Origin of the sequence: Planomonospora sp. ID67723, assembly GCF_015711605.1 — a bacterium.
GTDB lineage: Bacteria > Actinomycetota > Actinomycetes > Streptosporangiales > Streptosporangiaceae > Planomonospora_A.
The window spans coordinates 608,339-625,697 of sequence record NZ_JABTEZ010000003.1 but is presented as its reverse complement, the minus strand read 5'-3'; the positions used below and the strand labels follow the sequence as shown (position 1 = coordinate 625,697).

Genomic DNA, 17,359 nt, shown 5'->3' with positions numbered 1-17,359 from the left:
CGCCCCGGCCGCGGGGACCCGGTCCCGGGCGCGGGAGTTCGCGGGCGCCGGGTGGTCAGCTCCCGGCGCCGATGACGTCGCGGTACCAGTGGTAGGCCGCCTTGGGCGTGCGGACCTGGGTGGCGTAGTCGACGTGCACGAGGCCGAACCGGGCGGCGTAGCCCCTGGCCCACTCGAAGTTGTCGATCAGCGACCAGCAGAAGTAGCCGCGCACGTCCACCCCGTCGGCGACGGCGTCGGCGGTGGCGGCCAGGTGCTGATCCAGGTAGGAGATGCGCCCGGTGTCGTCGAGCTCGTCGCCGCCGCCGTACCCGTTCTCGGTGATGAAGACCGGTGGGAGGCCGGGGTGGCGGGCGGCGAGCCCGGTGAGGGTGTCGTACAGGCCGCGCGGCTCGACGCGCCAGCCGAGCCCGCTGACCGGCGGCCCGGCCGGGGGGACGGTGCGCACGCCGATGTCGTAGGCGGTGCGCAGCGCCGGGTCGGGCTGGTCGTACGGCGCGGCGGCCGCGTGGATCGGGTAGTAGTAGTTCACCCCGAGGAAGTCCAGCGGCGCCGAGATGAGTCCGAGGTCTCCGGGCCGCCGGAAGGAGAAGTCGCTGATCTCGCCGTAGACCTCGGCCATGTCGCCGGGGTAGGCGGCGGCGAGCAGGGGCTCGGTGAACTGCCGGTTGACCATCAGGTCCATGCGGCGGGCGGCGGCGGTGTCCTCGGGGGACGGGCTCGCCGGCACGGCCGGTGACATGTTGAGCGTGACCCCGATCCGCTCGCCCTTCCGGGCGCGCTCCCGCAGGCGTGCCGTGGCGAGCCCGTGCCCGACGAGCAGGTGATGGGCGGCCGCCAGGGCGCCGTGCCCCTCGCGGGCCCCCGGGGCGTGGCGGCCCTCGGCGTAGCCCGTGATCGAGGAGCAGTACGGCTCGTTCAGCGTGATCCAGTACGGCACGCCGTCCAGGGCCTCGTGGACGGTGGCCGCGTAGTCGGCGAAGCGCTCGGCGGTGTCGCGGACCCGCCAGCCGCCGCGGTCCTCCAGCGCCTGGGGCAGGTCCCAGTGGTAGAGGGTGGCGAACGGCGTGATGCCGCGCTCCCGCAGCCCGTCGACCAGGCGGCGGTAGAAGTCGAGGCCGCGCCGGTTGACCCGGCCGTCCCCGCCGGGGACCACGCGCGGCCACGCCACCGAGAACCGGTAGGCGCCGGCGCCGAGACCGGCGATGAGGTCCAGGTCCTCGGGCCAGCGGTGGTAGTGGTCGCAGGCGTGCTCGCCCGACTCCCCCGCCGCCACCGCTCCCGGGACCCGGCAGAAGGCGTCCCAGATCGAGGGCGCGCGGCCGTCGGCGCCGACGGCCCCCTCGATCTGGTAGGCCGAGGTGGCGACACCCCAGACGAACTCCTGCGGGAGCGCTCCCATGAAGGCGGGACGGCCGTCGGTCGCTGTCATCTTCGATCACTCCAGATATGGTGGCCGCGCCGTTCCCCGGCGCCCCTGGCCGTCACCCGCCCGTTCGATCGCGGCCGACGCTACCGGCGTGTCGTCCGGTACGGCAACGCGGGGTCCCGCATGCCGAGACGCCCGGCCCCGATGCGGCCGGACGGGGCTGCGCACGGCCCGCCGCATGGCGGCCGGGAGAGCGCCGGGCCTCCGGCGACGCTAACGTGAACTCGTGATCGCGCTCGGGACCGGCTCCGCCACGGGGCCAGGAGAAGGAGACGGCCCGGCCGTCCGCGGGCCGCGCGGGACGGTCCGATGACGCGCAGGCTGCACGAACTCGACGCCCTCCGCGGGTTCGCGGTCTGCGGAATCATGATCGTCAACACCTGGCAGCACACCCGCGGCCACCTGGAGGAGCCGGGACACAACGCGGTCGACTGGACGATGGAGAACCTGTTCCAGGGCCGGTTCTACCCGATCTTCTCGTTCCTGTTCGGCCTGAGCTTCGTGCTGTTCCTGCGCTCCGCGGCCGGGCGGACGGACCGCCCCCGCCTGGCGCTGCTGCGCAGGCTGGCGGTGCTGGCCTGCTTCGGCGCGGTCCACTGGAGCGTCAACCCGGGCGAGGTGCTCCTGCCGTACGCGGTCTTCGGCGCGCTGGTGCTGCTGCCGGCCTCGTTCCTGCCGCGCGCCGCGGTGCTGCTGCTCGGGGCCGCCACGACGGTCGGGGCGGCCTATCTGAACGGCGGATTCGTCGTCGGCGGGGTGTTCGTGGTGGTCCTCATCCCGGGGCTGTTCCTGCTGGGGACGGCCCTGATGGAGTACCGCCCGGGCCCGCGCCTGCTCCTGCCCGCCTTCCTCGCCGGCACGGTGCTGGCGGCGGGACTCGTCTTCCTGTGGACCGCCTCCCGCACCGACCCGGACCTGTACTATCCGGGCCTGTTCATCGCCGCCCCGCTGGCGTGCGCGACCGCCTACTGCACCGGGCTGCTGCTGCTCCTGCGCACCCGGCTGCGCGCCCCGCTGGAGGCCGTGCTCAACCCCCTGGGCCGGATGGCCCTGACGAACTACCTGGCCAGCACGCCGATCATCTTCCTTTCCCTGCCGCTGCTCACCGCCGACCCCACCCGGGTGGCGGGGATCGTGCTGGCGCTGGCCACCCTGGCCGTCCAGGTGCTCTTCAGCCGATGGTGGCTGTCCAGGTTCCGGTACGGCCCGCTGGAGTGGGCGTGGCGGTGCCTCACATGGATGGAACGAGTCCCGAACCGCCGGATAGGGTCACAGATGTGACCCGCATAGCCCTCTGCCAGATTCCGGTCTCCGGGGATCCCGTCGTCAACCTCCGCCAGGTCCGCGAGTCCCTCGCCCGGGCCGCGGACGACGGCGCGGAACTCGCGATCTTCCCCGAGGCCGCGCTCACCCGGTACGGCAAGCGCATCCTGGAGCTGGCCGAGCCGCTGGACGGGCCGTTCGTCACCGGGCTGGCCGAGGCCGCCCGGACCCACGGCCTGTCCGTGATCGCCGGAGTGTTCGAACCGGTCTCCGCCCGGGACGGCGGCCGGGTCTCCAACACCGCGGTCGCCGTCGGCCCCGACGGCGAGGTCAGGGCGGCCTACCGGAAGATCCATCTGTTCGACTCCTTCGGGGCGCGGGAGTCGGCGCTGGTCGCGCCGGGGGACGAGCCGGTCGTGGTCGAGCTGGCCGGGCTCCGTGTCGGCCTGGTCACCTGCTACGACATCCGCTTCCCCGAGCTGACCCGGGCGCTGGCGGATCTCGGCGCCGACCTGTTCGCGGTGATCGCCGCCTGGGGGTCGGGGCCGATGAAGGAGGAGCACTGGGCGACCCTGGTGCGCGCCAGGGCGATCGAGAACACCACGTGGACGGCGGCCGTGGGCCAGGCTCCGAACCCGGAGGCCGCCGACGGCTTCGGGATCGGACGCAGCATGCTGGTCGACCCGATGGGCGTGGTCCGCGCCGACCTCGGCCCGGCGCCCGCCGTGCAGACCTGCGTCCTGGACCCCCAGATCACGATTGTCACCCGTAATGCCCTGCCGTGCCTCGAACACCGACGGCTCGGAGTCAACAGATCGTAAAATACGACCTGTGAGTGAACCACCTGGACGTAGAACGCAGATGCAGAAGGTCATCCCGCCCCGGTTGCTCGTGCCCTACCTGGCCGGCCAGCGGACCGTGATCTCGGGCTACGTCTACCGGGTGCAGGACTGCGCCAGGCTGACCACCCCGGCGCAGCTGTTCATGGGCCTCGACCTGGGGTTCGATGGTTCCGAGCTGACCGTCACCGTTCCCGAGCTGTACCTCCTGCGCTGGTTCGCCCGCGACGTCGACACCTACGTCGTCCCGTACGGCCCGCACATGGGCGGCGACTGGAACGATTCGCCGCCGTTCGCCGGCAACGGCTTCACCACCTCCCGCGAGCACGTGGTGCCGCAGTTCCACACCATGCCGATGCCGATCCCCCCGGGGGCAGAGATCATCCACGTGACCACCGACGCGCAGGAACGACTCTTCGGTCTCTACGACGGCCTCTCCTGGCGGCCCGCCGCATGAGCGAGGAGATGGAGCCGGTGGCGTCGGGGTTCGTCGCCCACCACGGCGAGCGCACCTACGCGGCCGCCCTGGGCCCGGGCCCGGCCGACGTCGTGCTGTTCAGCGAGGAGCCCCGGGAGGGGTTCGAACCCGTCTCCGGTTACTGGCGGGCCGTGGTCCGCCGGGCGGACCTCGACTGGCTGGTGCTGGTCCGCACGGTCGGCGCGTTCGGCGGCGAGCCCTGCCTGGTCCTGGACGTCTCCGAGGAGGGCGGCGAGGAGGTCCTGCACATCGCCTACACCGGGCACAGCGGGATGAAGGCCGAGGCGCTGGGCTACTGGATGGTCGACCACGGCGCCTACGAGGTGGTCGTCCCCCGCGAGGAGGTCTTCTCCCTGCGGGTCGAGCGGATCCCGGTCCCGCTCTCCCCGTCACGATCGGAACCGTGACCTCTGTCAACCCGCGGGCCTCCCAGGTGTCTCGCTGATGTGACAGACGTTCCGACCGCGGCGCCTCCCTCGTTCGCCGAGCACTACCACTCGATGGCGCGCCTGGCCGGGCTCCTCGGCGCCGACGACCCGGAGGACATCCCGGGTCGAGCTGCGGACCGACGACGGCACCGGACCGGGGCCGGGCGGCGATCACCGCTGCCGCGGCTCCTGGGAGTTCACGCGTCACAACGGGCGCAGGTGCTCGATCGCGATGTGGTGCTGCCCGGTCAGCCGCTGGGCGATCAGCGAGCGGTGGCAGGCCTCGGGGTCGCGCTCGACGCAGAGCAGCGCTGCGGTCCCACTGCCCGGCAGCTCCGACACGATCGGCGTGAGGTCGGCGCGGTCGAGGATCTCGGTGGTGTAGCGGCGGGTGTACTCGGCGGCGAGTTCGCGGCGCGAACGCTTGCCGACCCCTTGGCGGTCGTCTTCGGCGTACTGGAGCCGGCGCAACTCGGTGGTCGGGGCGAGCTCGGGATGGTGCTCGTAGGCGATCCCGGCATGGGCGAGGGCCGCCTGCAGCCGGCGTGAGTTCGCCCAGGCGTACTCGGGTCCGCGGACACCGCGGCGCTGGCGTACGTCGAGCAGCAGACGAACGTTCGCCTGCCGCAGCCGTCGCAGGAAGGACTCGCCACTGAAGCCGTAGACGCCGATCGTCACCATCCCGAGCACCGGAAATCACCCACCCGTCTCCTCCTCGTGCCGGTCCGACCGGCAGCCCCGCCGGAGGCGGCGAGGCCGCATCACGCGACGGCCGTCCCCTCAAGCTCGACCATCAGGTCGGGGATCGCCAGCCGTGCCACCCCGAGCATCGTGGTGGACGGTGCCACCTCGGCGGCGCCCAACCGCGACGCCAGCACGCCGTAGTGCTCGAAGAGCCGGTCGACGTCGGTGGTGTAGACGTTGAGCCGGACGAGGTTCGCGAGGGACATGCCGGCCTCGCCGAGCACGGCCTCCAGGTTGTCGAGGCTCAGTGCCAGCTGCGCCGCCATGTCACCGGCGTGCTGGGGCTTGCCGTCGCCGCTCATCGCTGTCTGCCCGGCGCAGTACAGGGTCCGGGTGTGCCCGGAGACGATCTCACCCTGGTTGTACCCCATCTCCACCGACCACGCCCACGGGTTGACCGCCGTCCGCTCCATTGCCACATCAGCTCCATTCGATTCGTCGACATCACGTACGTCCATCGGCTCGGAAGCCACCGTCTTTTTCGTGATGTCGACAAGCCTCCCGGAAAATCACGACATCCTGTGTCGTGTATCCCGGTAAAGTTTTCCGTGTGCGCGCCGACCGGTTGGTCTCGCTGGTGCTGCTGCTGCGGCAGCACGGCCGGCTGTCCGCCGCCGCGCTGGCCCGCGAGCTGGAGGTGTCCACCCGCACCGTCCTGCGCGACATCGAGGCGCTGTCCGCGGCCGGCGTCCCGGTCTACGCCGAACGCGGCCGGCACGGCGGTTTCGCGTTGTTGCCCGGCTTCCGGACCGAGCTCACCGGACTGAACCACGACGAGGCCCTCGCCCTGCTGGTCGCCGGATCACGGCGCGGCGCGCAGGCGTTCGGCCTCGGCTCGGCGCTCGCGTCGGCGATGCTCAAGGTGGTCGACGCGCTGCCCGAAAGCTATCGGGACACCGCGGCCGGCGCGGCCGAGCGACTGCTCATCGACCCGGAGACCGACCTCCTCTCGCGTCGGCTGGCCGCTGAGGAGGTGCCTGACGCCATAGTGGCCGAGGTCCTGCGCGCGGTGTTCGCCGGACGCAGGCTGCGCATCCGCTACGCGGCTGTGGACCAGGCCCCGAAGTGGCGCACGGTGGACCCGATCGGCCTGGTCACCGTACGCGACCGGGGTTACTTGCTGGCCACGAGGTCCGGCGCGGACCGCACCTACCGGCTGTCCCGGATCATGGCCGCCGAGAAGCTCGCCGAACCCGCGCAGCGACCGGACCGGGTCGATCTGGACCGGGCCTGGCAGGAACGCAGCACCCGGTTCCGGACCGGCGGCGACCAGGTCACCGTGCTGGTGCGGGTGGACCCGGCGCGGCGGGAGGACCTGGTGGGCACCGCGCTGGCCGTCCTCGCCGAAGAAGCCGACTCAGACGGCTGGCTGCGGCTGGAGGTGACCTTCCAGGATCCGAGACACGCCGAGTGGGCGCTGTGGCAGCTCACCACGAACGCGGAAGCCCTGACCCCGCAGTGGCTGCGCGACTCCCTGCGCGACCGCGCCGCCGCGATCGCCGCCCGCTACGGAGTGTCATCGTGAGGGTTGCCGCCTTCTGCGGGCCGCCGCCGACGCGATTCGGACCGCTCCACACCGGCAGGCGCCAGACGCGGCTGACGTCGTAACGCTGGTCTCCCTGCCGGTCGTAGCGCACGGCGGCCCCGGTGACGGCCCGCTCCACGGCCGGCACGCCGATCGCGGAGAGCGCCGCCGGGCCGGGGAGCCGGTCAGCGGCCGAGGGTGCGGTAGCGGGAGAGCCGGGCGGCGAGGCGGTCCGCGGGGGCCTGCCCCAGCAGCCCGGTGATCTCGTACTCCAGCGCGGCGGCCACCCGGCGGCAGAACGCCTCCGGCTCGTAGGCGGCGTCGGGGAACTCCGGGACGATCCGGTCCACGATGCCGTCCCGCTTCAGGTCGGTGGACTTCACGCCCTGGGCGGAGGCGATCTCCGGGGCGAAGTCCACGCTGCGGTAGAGGATCGCCGAGGCCCCCTCGGGGGGCAGCGGCGAGAGCCAGCCGTGCTGGGCGGCCAGCACCCGGTCGGCCGGGAGCAGTGCGAGGGCCGCGCCGCCCGCGCCCTCGCCGAGCAGCAGGCAGACGGTGGGGGCGTCGAGCATCACCAGGTCGGCCAGGCACCGGGCGATCTCGGCGGCCAGACCGCCCTCCTCGGCCGCCTTGGAGAGCGCCGCCCCGGCGGTGTCGATCACGGTGACCAGCGGCAGGCCCAGCTCGGAGGCCAGGCGCATGCCCCGGCGCGCCACCCGGAGCCCGGCCGGGCCGAGCGGGGCCTCGGCCCGCTGGCGGCGGCGGTCCTGGCCGAGCACGACCGCGGGGGCCGCGCCGAAGCGGGCCAGGGCGAGCAGCAGGCTGGGGTCGTTCTCGCCCTCGCCGGTGCCGTTGAGCGGGGTGACGTCGGCCGCGCCGAGCTTGAGCAGCGCCCGTACCCCGGGCCGGTCGTCGCGGCGGGAGCGGGTGATCGCCTCCCACGCCTGGACCGCCTGCACGTCCCCGTCCGGCTCGGGGCCGCGCTGCAGGCCCTCGCGCGGCGCGCACAGCACGGCCAGCGCCCTGATCGCGATCGCGCGGGCGTCCTCGGCGGAGACGACGGCGTCGACCAGGCCGTGGGCGAAGAGGTTCTCGGCGACCTGCACGCCCTCGGGGAACGGGTAGCCGTGCAGCGACTCGAACACCCGCGGCCCGAGGAACCCGATCAGCGCGCCCGGCTCGGCCGCGGTGACGTGGCCGAGCGAGCCCCAGGACGCGAGGACCCCGCCGGTGGTGGGGTGACGCAGGTAGACGACGTACGGCAGGCCGGCGGCGCGGTGCGCGGCGACCGCGGCGGTGATCTTCACCATCTGGGTGAAGGCCAGCGCGCCCTCCTGCATGCGGGTGCCTCCGGAGGCGGGGGCGGCCAGCAGCGGGAGCCGCTCGGCGGTGGCGCGCTCGACGGCGGCGGTGAGCCGCTCGGCGGCGGCCACCCCGATCGACCCGGCGAGGAAGGAGAACTCACAGGCGACGACGGCCACCCTGCGCCCGTCGAGCAGACCCTCACCGGAGATCACCGACTCGTCGTATCCGGTCTTGGCCCGGGCGGCGGCCAGTTCCTCGGCGTAGTCGGATCCGGGCTCGGCGGGGTCGGAGGGGGGCGCGTCCCACGACCGCCAGGTCCCGGGGTCGAGGACGGCGCCGATCAGGGCTCGCGCGTCCGGCCGGTTCATCGCGGCGCTCCGGGTCCCGGGAGCGTACGGCGGCACGGGCGGGCCGGGGCCGTACGGCGGGGCGGGCGGGCCGGGAGGGCCGGGCGGCGGACGCTCATCGTTCGCGCTCCGCGAGCCAGGCGAGCACCTCGTCGTTGTGCTGGCCGAGGGCGGGCGGGGCGGTGTGCGCGCGGGGGCCCTCGCCGTCGAAGCGGAGCGGCGGGCCGGGCAGCTCGATCGGGCCGAGCACGGGGTGGTCGACCTCGACCAGCAGTCCCTGGGAGCGGGTCTGCTCCCAGGCGTAGACCTCGTCGATGGAACGGATCGCCCCGGCGGGCACGCCGAGTCCGCCGAGCGCGGCCAGCCAGTGCTCACGGCCGTGCTTGGCGAGTGCCCGCTCCATGTCGGCGATCAGCTCATCCCGGTGCGCGAATCTTTCCCTGTTCGTCGCATATTTCGCCATGTCAGGATCGATGTCGAGGAGGGCGGCCACTTTCCTCCACTGCCCCTCGTTGGCCACCGCGATCTGGATCATGCCGTCGGCGCAGCGGAACGCGCCGTAGGGGGCGATCGAGGCATGGTGGTTGCCCCCCGCTCCCGGAACCCGGCCGCCGACCGTCCAGGCGGTGCCGTGGTAGGAGTGCACACCGGTCACCGCGGCCAGCAGCGAGGTCCGCACCACTTTCCCCCGGCCTGTCCGCTCGCGCTCGTAGAGGGCCGCGACCACGCCGTACGCGCCGTGGATGCCCGCCAGCAGGTCGGCGATCGAGGCTCCCACCCGGTACGGCTCGGCGGGCGAGGGACCGGTGAGGCTCATCAGGCCCGCCTCGCCCTGAGCGATCTGGTCGTACCCGGGCCGGCCGCCCTCCGGCCCGTCGTGACCGAAGCCGGTGATCGAGAGCACGATCAGGCGGGGGTTGAGCTCGTGCAGCCGTTCCGCGGTGAAGCCGAGCCGGTCCAGGACCCCGGTCCTGAAGTTCTCGATCAGCACGTCGCTCTGCCGTACCAGGCGCTCGACCAGCGCTTTGCCCTCGCCGGACTTGAGGTCCACGGTGATCGAGAGCTTGTTGCGGTTGGCGGCGAGGAAGTAGGTGGAGATGTCGTGGTCCGGGCCGACGAAGGGCGGTCCCCAGCCGCGCGACTCGTCGCCGCCCTCCGGATGCTCCACCTTGATCACCCGTGCGCCCAGGTCACCGAGCATCTGGGCGGCGTGCGGCCCGGCCAGCGCGCGGGACAGGTCGAGGACGACGATGTCGCCAAGGGCTCCCTGCAAGATCAACCTCCGGGTGAGAGTCGCCGATCCTAGCCGAGACGGGCCGGGAAGGGCACGGGGGGACGCACAGCAAGCGTGCCAGGTCCCCCGCCCGGAACGATACCCAGAGGTAACCTCGGTTTCCCATGGAGGACCGGCGGCCGGGCTTCCGGATCCCCGCTCCGGGGACAGGCGTTTCGACGATCACCGGGAATCGGGCCGTGGAGCCGGGAGGGGCCTTCGGCGTCTTCTTCGGCGGTGGGGTCCTCCGGCGGCCACCTCTCCTCCTCGGCTCCTCCTCGGCGGTGTGATCCGCCCGGACCTGCGGGAGACTTCCTCCCCCACAGGTCCGGGCGCATCGGGTGCCATCCTGGGAAGGTGAAGACCCCGATCTCCTTCCGCGGCCTGGCGTCGGCGGTCCGCGCGCTGCCGCCGTCGTGCGGGCCGGTGCGGGTCGTCGCGGTGGACGGGCCGGGCGGATCGGGGAAGACGACCTTCGCCGGACGGCTCGGCCGCGCTCTGGACTGCCAGGTGGTCCACAGCGACGACTTCCCGGTGCCGTGGGACGGGCCGCTGGAGGCGTGGTTCAGGCAGGTGGAGGACCAGGTGCTCGGCCCGCTCTCGGCCGGGGAGCCGGGCGGCTACCGGCGCTACGACTGGGCGCGCGGTGCGTTCGCCGAGCGGGTGGAGGTCCCGGTGGCTCCGGTCCTGCTGCTGGAGGGGGTGAGCACGGCCCGGCTCGGGGCCCCGATCGCCTACGCGGTGTGGGTCGAGGCGCCCCGGGAGCTCCGGCTGGCCCGCGCCCTGGCCAGGGACGGCGCGGCACTGGAGCCCCAGTGGCACGCCTGGATGCGCGCCGAGGACGAGTGGTTCGCCGCCGACGGCACCCGGGCCCGCGCCGACCTCCTGGTGCACGGCGCGACGGTCCCGGGCGAGTTCGTCCGGCTCTGACGGCGCGGCCTCCCGGGGCCGGGCCCCCTCGCCCACCGGCCGGGGCGGGCTCCGGCGGTCATGGGCCGGACCGGGGTCAGTCCGCCCGGGCGGCCGTGCAGGGGGCGTCGCCGCAGACGTTCACGACCACGCCGTGCCGGAGGAAGTAGGCCTTCTGGGTACGGGCGTCGGGATCGTGGCGCGGGTCCTCGTGGGAGTCCCGGCCGTACTCGGGGCCGAGCGGCGGGATGTTGGCCGTGGGCGGCGCGGGGGTGCCGCTGTCCCAGACGATGATCGCCGAACCGGGGTACGACCAGCGCGGCAGTGCCCGGATCCCCCAGTACGGCGCCACGTCGGGATTGCGCCCCTCCGCGACGGCGGGCCGGTGGATGCGGGCACCGACGGTGCGGGCCTCGACCTCGGCGGTCACGGTGGAGACCTGGTGGTCGCCGAAGGCGACGTGCAGGAGCACGCGGTGCCGGGGCGAGCCGGGCAGCGGGTCTGCGGTCAGGTGCTGGGCGTATCCGTTCGCCTCGGCCCGGTCCCAGAGCATCTGCAGCAGCGCGAAGCAGATCTGCTGGGTCAGCTTGTCCGGGTAGCTCCGGTCCAGGAGCTGCTGGAACGGCTGGAAGTCGACGCTGCGGTTGAGCAGCGTGCTGTAGTTCATGCCCGGCACGCCGAGCACGGCGTTGCGGACGTCGGGCGAGACGGCGACGAGCGCGCCGCCCGCGATGCCGCCCTGGCTGTTGCCGTCATAGGCCAGGGCGGCCTTCCGGTCGAGCAGGGACCTGCCCTTGGCGTCCCGGAAGGCCTCGTGGCTCGCCAGCCCGTCCTTGGCGGTCATGGCCCGGCCGAGCAGGACGAAGTTGAGCAGGCTCTGCTGGAGCCGGTCGGTGACCGTGCCGAACCGGGAGAAGTCACTGAAGACGCCCGCGACGTGCTGCACGTCCTCGTCGGACATGCCGATCCACTTGGTGGCGCAGAAGACGAAGTTGTGCTCCCCGGCCATCGCCCGGACGTTGCGGGCCCGGACCTCGGTGGCCCTGCCGAGCAGGCCGTGGCCGTACAGGGAGGGGTGGGCGGGCCGGGCGAAGGCCGAGCGCGGGATCACGCAGTGGTACTGGGCCCTGAGGGTGTCGCCGAGCGGGCGGGGCAGCCCGTCGGCGCTCCGGTTGAGGTTCGAACCGGGCGGGCCGCCCGGCTTGTCGAGGTAGTTGGGAACCTCGATCTCGCCGGCCACCTCACGTGCGACGTGCCGGTCCTGCTCGGGGGCGAGGTCGGTGACGGAGGTGACCGTGAACTCCGGCGAACGCCCGCGCAGGGCGCGCAGTGTCTGGTCGCGCATGGCCAGCACGGGCCCGGCGATGCCCTTCTCGCTGGCGACGGTGAACTCCCAGGCGAGCTGGAGGCCGTCCGCCACCACCCCCGCGCGGGCGAGGTCGCCGAGGGTGCGGCGGAGCGCGTGCTGGCGGGCGGCGAGCGGGTCGCCCGGCGGGAGCCTGTCGCCCAGGAGCCGGGCGAAGACCGAGGAGGTGGGGAGGTCCTCACCCGTGGCGTTCTTCAGGTTCCGCAGGGCGACGGCGTAGCGGTGCCCCTCCCGGAAGTTCTTCGCCGGTCTGACGATCAGCGCCTGCCGGGCCGGGTCGGCGGCGTTCGCGTCGAGCTCCGCCCAGTACGGCCAGCGCTCCCCGGTGCGGGTGTCGACGATCACGATGGGGGCGTCGCGCCGCAGCGACCAGCCGATGTCGGTGACGGGCGCGGCCCCGCTCGCGGCGAGGTCGAGGCCGGGCAGGTGGACCAGGAGCATCGAACCCGGCGAGAACCCGTCGGCGGCGTTCCACTGCGCCGGGTCGACCGGCCTGCCCGCGGCGTTCTCCGGCATGGCCTCGGGGGCGAGGGAGACCCGGCGTCCGGTGGGGGTGCGCGCGGCCTCGGTGAACCAGTCGTTGGGGAAGGGCAGCAGGCACTCGTCCCCGGCGATCGGGTCGCAGCCCGGCACGGCCGGTGCGGCGGGGGTCGCGGCGGGCTCGGGATCGGTCCACGCGCCGGGGGCGGGACCGGCCCCGGCGGGCGCGGCCGCCACCGATGTCACGGCCAGCGCGAGACTTGCCACGATCATGCGCAGACGCATGCGACTCCTCCTCGGACCTCACCCCCGACGAAGATTCCCACAGCAGATCCCAGAATCCGGTGTCTCGTCAATGAATCATGCGAAAACGTGTCCTGAACCGGCGCGTCCTCCAGATGGCCGACGCCTCGTCTCAGGGAGAGCGGGCGACGGCATCCGCTTCCGGACGGCGGCCTCATCGCCGCGACGGCCGGAGTGAACGGCCGGACACCGGTGAGCCGCAACGCCAAGGACTTCGACGGCACGGGATCTTTGTGGTCAACCCGTTCGAGCTGCACGGCCGGCGCCCGCGATCACACCGTGTCCACCTCCGCGTACGGCAGGCCGCCCGACAGGGACGGGAACCCCGGGCCCCGGTCGAAGAAGGGGGCGTCCTGCGGGAGGAGGGCGCGGAGTCCGGCGCGGCGGGCCTCGGTCGCCCCGGCGTCCACCCTCGGGTCGTCGCGCGGGCCGTACAGGACGACCCCGTAGTCGTCGCGGGCGCCTTCCACCGAGACCTTGCCGTCCCGGACGTCGGCGGCGACCGCCTCCGGGGCGCGCTCCAGCGGGCAGCCCCAGCCGCCGCCCCCGGTCGTGCGGATCCGGATGACCTCGCCCGCGCGGACCGGTGAGTCGTCGACCAGTCCCTCCATCCGGCGGCCCTCGATCTCGACGGTGAACGGCCGCCCGGCCCCGCCGCCGTTCACGCCCCAGCACGACAGGATGGAGCGGTCGGCGATGGACATGAACGAGGCGTCGCGGAGCATCCGCAGGTGCTTGTCGTAGCCGAGGCCGCCCCGGTAAAGGCCGGGCCCGCCGGAGTCGACGGCGAGGCCGAGGCGCTCGACGCGGAACGGCCAGCGGGACTCGGCGAACTCCACGGGGATGTTGCGCGAGTCGGGCACGACGTGGATCGTGTCCTCCCCGTCGGCGTACCAGCGCCCGCCGGAGCCGCCGCCCAGGACCTCCCGCATCAGGTACGGCGTGCCGGAGGCGTCGTCGCCGTAGACCCCGGTGTAGCGGATCGTCTCCTGGTCGGCGGGCATCCGGCCGCCGGTGGCCTTGGCCAGCACCCCGGCCAGCACGCCCAGCAACCGCAGGATCACGAACGTGCGGGCGTTGGTGGGCGCGGGGAAGACCGGGGTGAGCAGGGTGCCCTTCTCCGGGAAGCGCATCTCGATCAGCGGGACGACGCCCTCGTTGACGTCGAGCTCGGCCATGCGCTCGGGGGTGTCGGCGAGGTTGCGCAGGATCGGGGCGAGCCACTTCTTCAGGAAGACCCCGTCCGCGTAGTCGCCCGCGTGGTTGATCGGCCCCTTGGCCTGCGGGGACGTGCCGGTGAAGTCGACGACCAGGGGGACGCCGGCGGAGTGGTCGACGGTGAGGGTGATGCGCTGGACGTGCAGGCGGGGCGCGTCGACCCCGTCGTGCTCGGCGTAGTCCTCCCAGACGTACGTGCCCTCGGGGATCTTGGCCAGCAGCTCGCGGCGGAACGTCTCGGTGGTCTTGGAGATGATCGCGTCGAAGCACGCCTCCACGGCCTCGCGCCCGTAGCGGGCGAACAGCTCGCCGAGCCGCTGGGCGCCCATCAGGCAGGCCGAGCACTCGGCGTCCAGGTCCCCCGCGAGCGAGTCGGGCATCCGGGAGTTCCGCGTCATGATCGTCAGGGCGGCGCGGTTGGGCACGCCCCGGTCCCAGAGCTTGATCGGCGGGACCATCAGCCCTTCCTCGAACACGCTGCGCGCGTGCGAGGGCATCGACCCCGGGACCGCCCCTCCGATGTCGTCGTGGTGCCCGAAGGCCTGCACGAACGCGACCACCGCCCCGTCGTGGAAGACCGGGACGGTGACGCACAGATCGGGCAGGTGGCCGATGCCGCCTTCGGACAGGTAGACGTCGTTGTGGAAGAAGACGTCGCCGGGGTTCATCTCCTCGACCGGGAAGTCCCGCACGATCGGCTGGACCAGCGCCGAGTAGGACCGGCCGGTCAGCTTGCGCAGCCGTACGTCGTGGATGCCCGCACGGAAGTCGTGGGCGTCACGGATCATCGGGGATCGGGCCGTGCGCGCGATCGCGGTCTCGACCTCCCTCTCCACCGAGGCGAGGGTGCCCTCGACGATCTCCACCAGCACCGGGTCGGCGGCCCGCTCAGCACCCACGACCCGCTCACCCTCCTCACTCGCTCCGCGGCCCGCTCGTCCCTCGCGACCCACTCCACTCACTCCGTCGGGCTCACCCGTGCTTATGACTCCCTCACCCTCCTCACTCGCTCCGCGGCCCGCTCGTCCCTCGCGACCCACTCCACTCACTCCGTCGGGCTCACCCGTGCTTATGACTCCCTCACCCTCCTCACTCGCTCCGCGGCCCGCTCGTCCCTCGCGACCCACTCCACTCACTCCGTCGGGCTCACTCGCGCTCACGCCGTACCTCCAGGTTGCCGAACTCGTCCATGGTCGCCGTGAAGCCGGGGTGCACCGGGAGCGTGGAGCCGTACTCCTCGATGACCGCGGGCCCGGCGACCATCGCGCCGGCGCCCAGCTCGGCGCGGCGGTAGAGGGGGGCCGGGCCCCAGACGTCGTAGAAGACCTCGCGGGTTCCCGCCGGCCTCGGCTCCGCGGTGCCGTACGGCCTGCGCCCGATCGCCGGGCGGGTGATCGGTCCGATGCCGGAGACGCGGAGGTTGACCCACTCGACTCCGTGCCGGGGGTCGTCGCGGTAGCCGTAGCCGTAGAGCTTCTCGTGCTCGCTGTGGAAGCGCTCCAGCACCTCGGCGCGCCAGGCCCCGTCCAGCGGCCCGGCCGGAGCGGGGACCCGGACCTCGTAGGCCTGGCCGTAGTAGCGCAGGTCGGCGCTGCGCGCGAAGACGTGGTCGGTGAAGCCCTCGCGGTCGAGGGCCTCGGCAGCCTGGCCCTCCAGCTCGCCGAAGATCTCGCCGGCGGTGTCGAGGGACAGGTCGCGGGTGACGAAGGTGCGCACGTAGTCGTTCTTGACGTCCACGGTGAGCAGGCCGAACGCCGAGACGTTGCCCGGGTCGGGCGGGACGAGCACCGCAGGCAGTCCGAGGATGTCGATCAGGCGGCAGACCAGCAACGGGCCGGAGCCGCCGAAGGCGACCATCGGGAAGTCCCGCACGTCCAGGCCGCGCTTGACGGTGATCTGACGGATGGCGTTCGACTGGTTGAACGCGCTGATCTCCAGGATGCCGGTCGCGGTCCGCTCCGGGCTCAGCCCCAGCTTGGCCGCCAGCGCCTCGACGCCCTGCCGGGCGGCCCCGGCGTCGAGCGGGATCTCCCCGCCGAGCAGGTGGGGCGGGACCCGGCCGAGGAAGACGTGCGCGTCGGTGACGGTGACCTCGGTGCCGCCCCGGCCGTAGCAGATCGGGCCCGGATCGGCCCCGGCGGACCGGGGACCGACCTTGAGCGTGCCCTCGGGCGAGATCCAGGCGACGGACCCCCCGCCCGCGCCGACGGTCACGATGTCGATCATCGGTATCTTGCACGGGTACCGGCCGACGCTGCCCTCGGTGGTGAGCGAGGGCTCCCCGTCGACCACGACCGCGACGTCGGTGGAGGTGCCGCCGCCGTCCAGTGTGATCACCGAGGGGTGGCCGGCGGTGGAGGCGATCAGCGCCGCGCCGAGCGCCCCCGCGGCCGGGCCGGAGAGCACGGTGGTGATCGGCTGGTGCACGACCTCGGCCGCCGAGAGCACCCCGCCGTTGCTCTTCATCACCGAGAACGGCATGCCGAGCCGGTCGGAGAGGTTGGCGATGTAGCGGCGCATGGTCGGCTTGACCGCCGCGTCGACGAGGGTGGTGACCGACCGCTCGTACTCGCGGTACTCGCGCAGCACGTCGCTGGAGATCGAGACGACCGCCTCGGGGTGCTCGCGGGCCAGGACCTCGCGCATGCGCAGTTCGTGCTCCGGGTTGGCGTAGGAGTGCAGGAAGCACACGCCGATCGCGGTGATCCCCCGCTCCCGGAACCACCGGGCGGCCTCGACGGCCTGCGCCTCGTCGAACGGCCGGACCTCCGCCCCGGTGTGGTCCAGCCTCCCGCCGACGGTCCTGACCCGGTGCACCGGGACGATGCGGGGCGGCTTCACCCAGAAGTAGGAGTTGCCGTAACCGTCCGGCACGCTCTGCCGGGCGATCTCCAGGACGAACTCGAAGCCCTCGGTGGTGACGAAGCCGAGGTCGGCGATACGGTCCTCCAGGAGCTGGTTGGTGGCGACCGTGGTGCCGTGCACCACCGCCGACACCCTGGAGCCCGGCGCCGTCTCCGACACCCTGGAGCCCGGCGCCGCCTGCGGCGCGGCTTCCAGGCCGTGCTCGCCGAGGACCTTCCGCACGCCCGTCATGAACCCGTCGGCGGGGTTGGCGGGCGTGGACGGGGTCTTGGTGGTGGTGATCTCACCGGTCTGTTCGTCCACCGCGACCACGTCGGTGAACGTGCCCCCGGTGTCGACGCCGATACGGACGCTGCGCATGCCCCCGTGTCTACCCAGTCGCACCGCGTCGGCAAATCGGCGGACCCTGCCGAAACCGGCCCGAATCCTTGGCAACCTCGTCGGCCCGTCCATCCCCGCCGCGCCGGGCCACCCCCTGGTGCGGCCGCGGAGGCGGGAGGAGTTGAATGGCGGGGTGGCCCGGCGTGGCGGCCCGGCGGGAACTTCGGATCCCGCCGCTTCGTCACTGCTGGTGCGACTCCCCAACC

14 protein-coding genes are annotated in these 17,359 nt (G+C 73.2%); 6 read left to right on the top strand and 8 right to left on the bottom strand.

Annotation, left to right across the window (positions count from 1 at the left end):
• Positions 1-55: 55 nt before the first annotated feature.
• Positions 56-1,432 (bottom strand): GH1 family beta-glucosidase, encoded by a 1,377-nt coding sequence (locus HS041_RS24500; RefSeq protein ID WP_196443146.1) that lies wholly within the window; start codon positions 1,430-1,432, stop codon positions 56-58.
• A 306-nt stretch (positions 1,433-1,738) separates the two neighbouring features.
• On the opposite strand from HS041_RS24500, the gene HS041_RS24495 reads away from it, so the two are divergent.
• From HS041_RS24495 to HS041_RS24480, 4 genes are read left to right on the top strand one after another with little or no spacing between them, the layout of a single operon-like run.
• Positions 1,739-2,710, top strand: coding sequence for a DUF418 domain-containing protein (locus tag HS041_RS24495; RefSeq protein ID WP_196443145.1), 972 nt, complete (start codon positions 1,739-1,741; stop codon positions 2,708-2,710).
• The gene (locus tag HS041_RS24490; protein WP_196443144.1) at positions 2,707-3,513 is read left to right on the top strand and encodes a carbon-nitrogen hydrolase family protein; all 807 of its coding nucleotides are present in this window, start codon (positions 2,707-2,709) and stop codon (positions 3,511-3,513) included. Before HS041_RS24495 ends, HS041_RS24490 begins: the two co-directional genes overlap by 4 nt.
• Before the next feature lie 10 nt (positions 3,514-3,523).
• Positions 3,524-3,988, top strand: coding sequence for a hypothetical protein (locus HS041_RS24485; protein ID WP_307845446.1), 465 nt, complete (start codon positions 3,524-3,526; stop codon positions 3,986-3,988).
• The gene (locus HS041_RS24480; protein WP_196443143.1) at positions 3,985-4,416 is read left to right on the top strand and encodes a hypothetical protein; all 432 of its coding nucleotides are present in this window, start codon (positions 3,985-3,987) and stop codon (positions 4,414-4,416) included. Before HS041_RS24485 ends, HS041_RS24480 begins: the two co-directional genes overlap by 4 nt.
• A 225-nt stretch (positions 4,417-4,641) precedes the next feature.
• Here HS041_RS24480 and HS041_RS24475 read toward each other — a convergent pair whose 3' ends face one another.
• Positions 4,642-5,118 (bottom strand): DUF488 domain-containing protein, encoded by a 477-nt coding sequence (locus tag HS041_RS24475; RefSeq protein WP_196443142.1) that lies wholly within the window; start codon positions 5,116-5,118, stop codon positions 4,642-4,644.
• Between the two features lie 80 nt (positions 5,119-5,198).
• A complete protein-coding gene (locus HS041_RS24470) occupies positions 5,199-5,594 on the bottom strand; it encodes a RidA family protein (RefSeq protein WP_196443533.1) in 396 nt (131 codons plus the stop codon).
• Between the two features lie 137 nt (positions 5,595-5,731).
• On the opposite strand from HS041_RS24470, the gene HS041_RS24465 reads away from it, so the two are divergent.
• On the top strand, positions 5,732-6,706 hold the full coding sequence (locus HS041_RS24465) for a helix-turn-helix transcriptional regulator (RefSeq protein WP_196443141.1): 975 nt from the start codon (positions 5,732-5,734) through the stop codon (positions 6,704-6,706).
• Between the two features lie 185 nt (positions 6,707-6,891).
• Here HS041_RS24465 and HS041_RS24460 read toward each other — a convergent pair whose 3' ends face one another.
• Positions 6,892-8,379 carry a carboxyl transferase domain-containing protein gene (locus tag HS041_RS24460; RefSeq protein WP_196443140.1) on the bottom strand — a complete coding sequence of 496 codons (1,488 nt, stop codon included), beginning with the start codon at positions 8,377-8,379 and terminating at the stop codon, positions 6,892-6,894.
• Positions 8,380-8,473: 94 nt separating this feature from the next.
• Positions 8,474-9,631: a CaiB/BaiF CoA transferase family protein gene (locus tag HS041_RS24455; RefSeq protein WP_196443139.1), complete on the bottom strand. Its 1,158-nt coding sequence runs from the start codon at positions 9,629-9,631 to the stop codon at positions 8,474-8,476.
• 357 nt (positions 9,632-9,988) lie between these two features.
• On the opposite strand from HS041_RS24455, the gene HS041_RS24450 reads away from it, so the two are divergent.
• Positions 9,989-10,561 carry a uridine kinase family protein gene (locus HS041_RS24450; protein WP_196443138.1) on the top strand — a complete coding sequence of 191 codons (573 nt, stop codon included), beginning with the start codon at positions 9,989-9,991 and terminating at the stop codon, positions 10,559-10,561.
• 76 nt (positions 10,562-10,637) lie between these two features.
• Here the strand turns inward: HS041_RS24450 and HS041_RS39465 are convergent, their stop codons facing one another.
• The 3 genes from HS041_RS39465 to HS041_RS24435 form a co-directional block, all read right to left on the bottom strand.
• On the bottom strand, positions 10,638-12,671 hold the full coding sequence (locus tag HS041_RS39465; RefSeq protein WP_196443137.1) for a hypothetical protein: 2,034 nt from the start codon (positions 12,669-12,671) through the stop codon (positions 10,638-10,640).
• A 290-nt stretch (positions 12,672-12,961) separates the two neighbouring features.
• Positions 12,962-14,806 carry a hydantoinase B/oxoprolinase family protein gene (locus HS041_RS24440; RefSeq protein ID WP_196443136.1) on the bottom strand — a complete coding sequence of 615 codons (1,845 nt, stop codon included), beginning with the start codon at positions 14,804-14,806 and terminating at the stop codon, positions 12,962-12,964.
• Between the two features lie 247 nt (positions 14,807-15,053).
• Positions 15,054-17,132 (bottom strand): hydantoinase/oxoprolinase family protein, encoded by a 2,079-nt coding sequence (locus tag HS041_RS24435; protein ID WP_196443135.1) that lies wholly within the window; start codon positions 17,130-17,132, stop codon positions 15,054-15,056.
• Between the last annotated feature and the right edge of the window lie 227 nt (positions 17,133-17,359).

Bases quoted from the DNA above. Each gene is read 5' to 3' on its own strand.
- HS041_RS24470 (WP_196443533.1), bottom strand. From the start codon at position 5,594: ATGGAGCGGACGGCGGTCAACCCGTGGGCGTGGTCGGTGGAGATGGGG.
- HS041_RS24500 (WP_196443146.1), bottom strand. From the start codon at position 1,432: ATGACAGCGACCGACGGCCGTCCCGCCTTCATGGGAGCGCTCCCGCAG.
- HS041_RS39465 (WP_196443137.1), bottom strand. From the start codon at position 12,671: ATGCGTCTGCGCATGATCGTGGCAAGTCTCGCGCTGGCCGTGACATCG.
- HS041_RS24480 (WP_196443143.1), top strand. From the start codon at position 3,985: ATGAGCGAGGAGATGGAGCCGGTGGCGTCGGGGTTCGTCGCCCACCAC.
- HS041_RS24460 (WP_196443140.1), bottom strand. From the start codon at position 8,379: ATGAACCGGCCGGACGCGCGAGCCCTGATCGGCGCCGTCCTCGACCCC.
- HS041_RS24475 (WP_196443142.1), bottom strand. From the start codon at position 5,118: ATGGTGACGATCGGCGTCTACGGCTTCAGTGGCGAGTCCTTCCTGCGA.
- HS041_RS24435 (WP_196443135.1), bottom strand. From the start codon at position 17,132: ATGCGCAGCGTCCGTATCGGCGTCGACACCGGGGGCACGTTCACCGAC.
- HS041_RS24495 (WP_196443145.1), top strand. From the start codon at position 1,739: ATGACGCGCAGGCTGCACGAACTCGACGCCCTCCGCGGGTTCGCGGTC.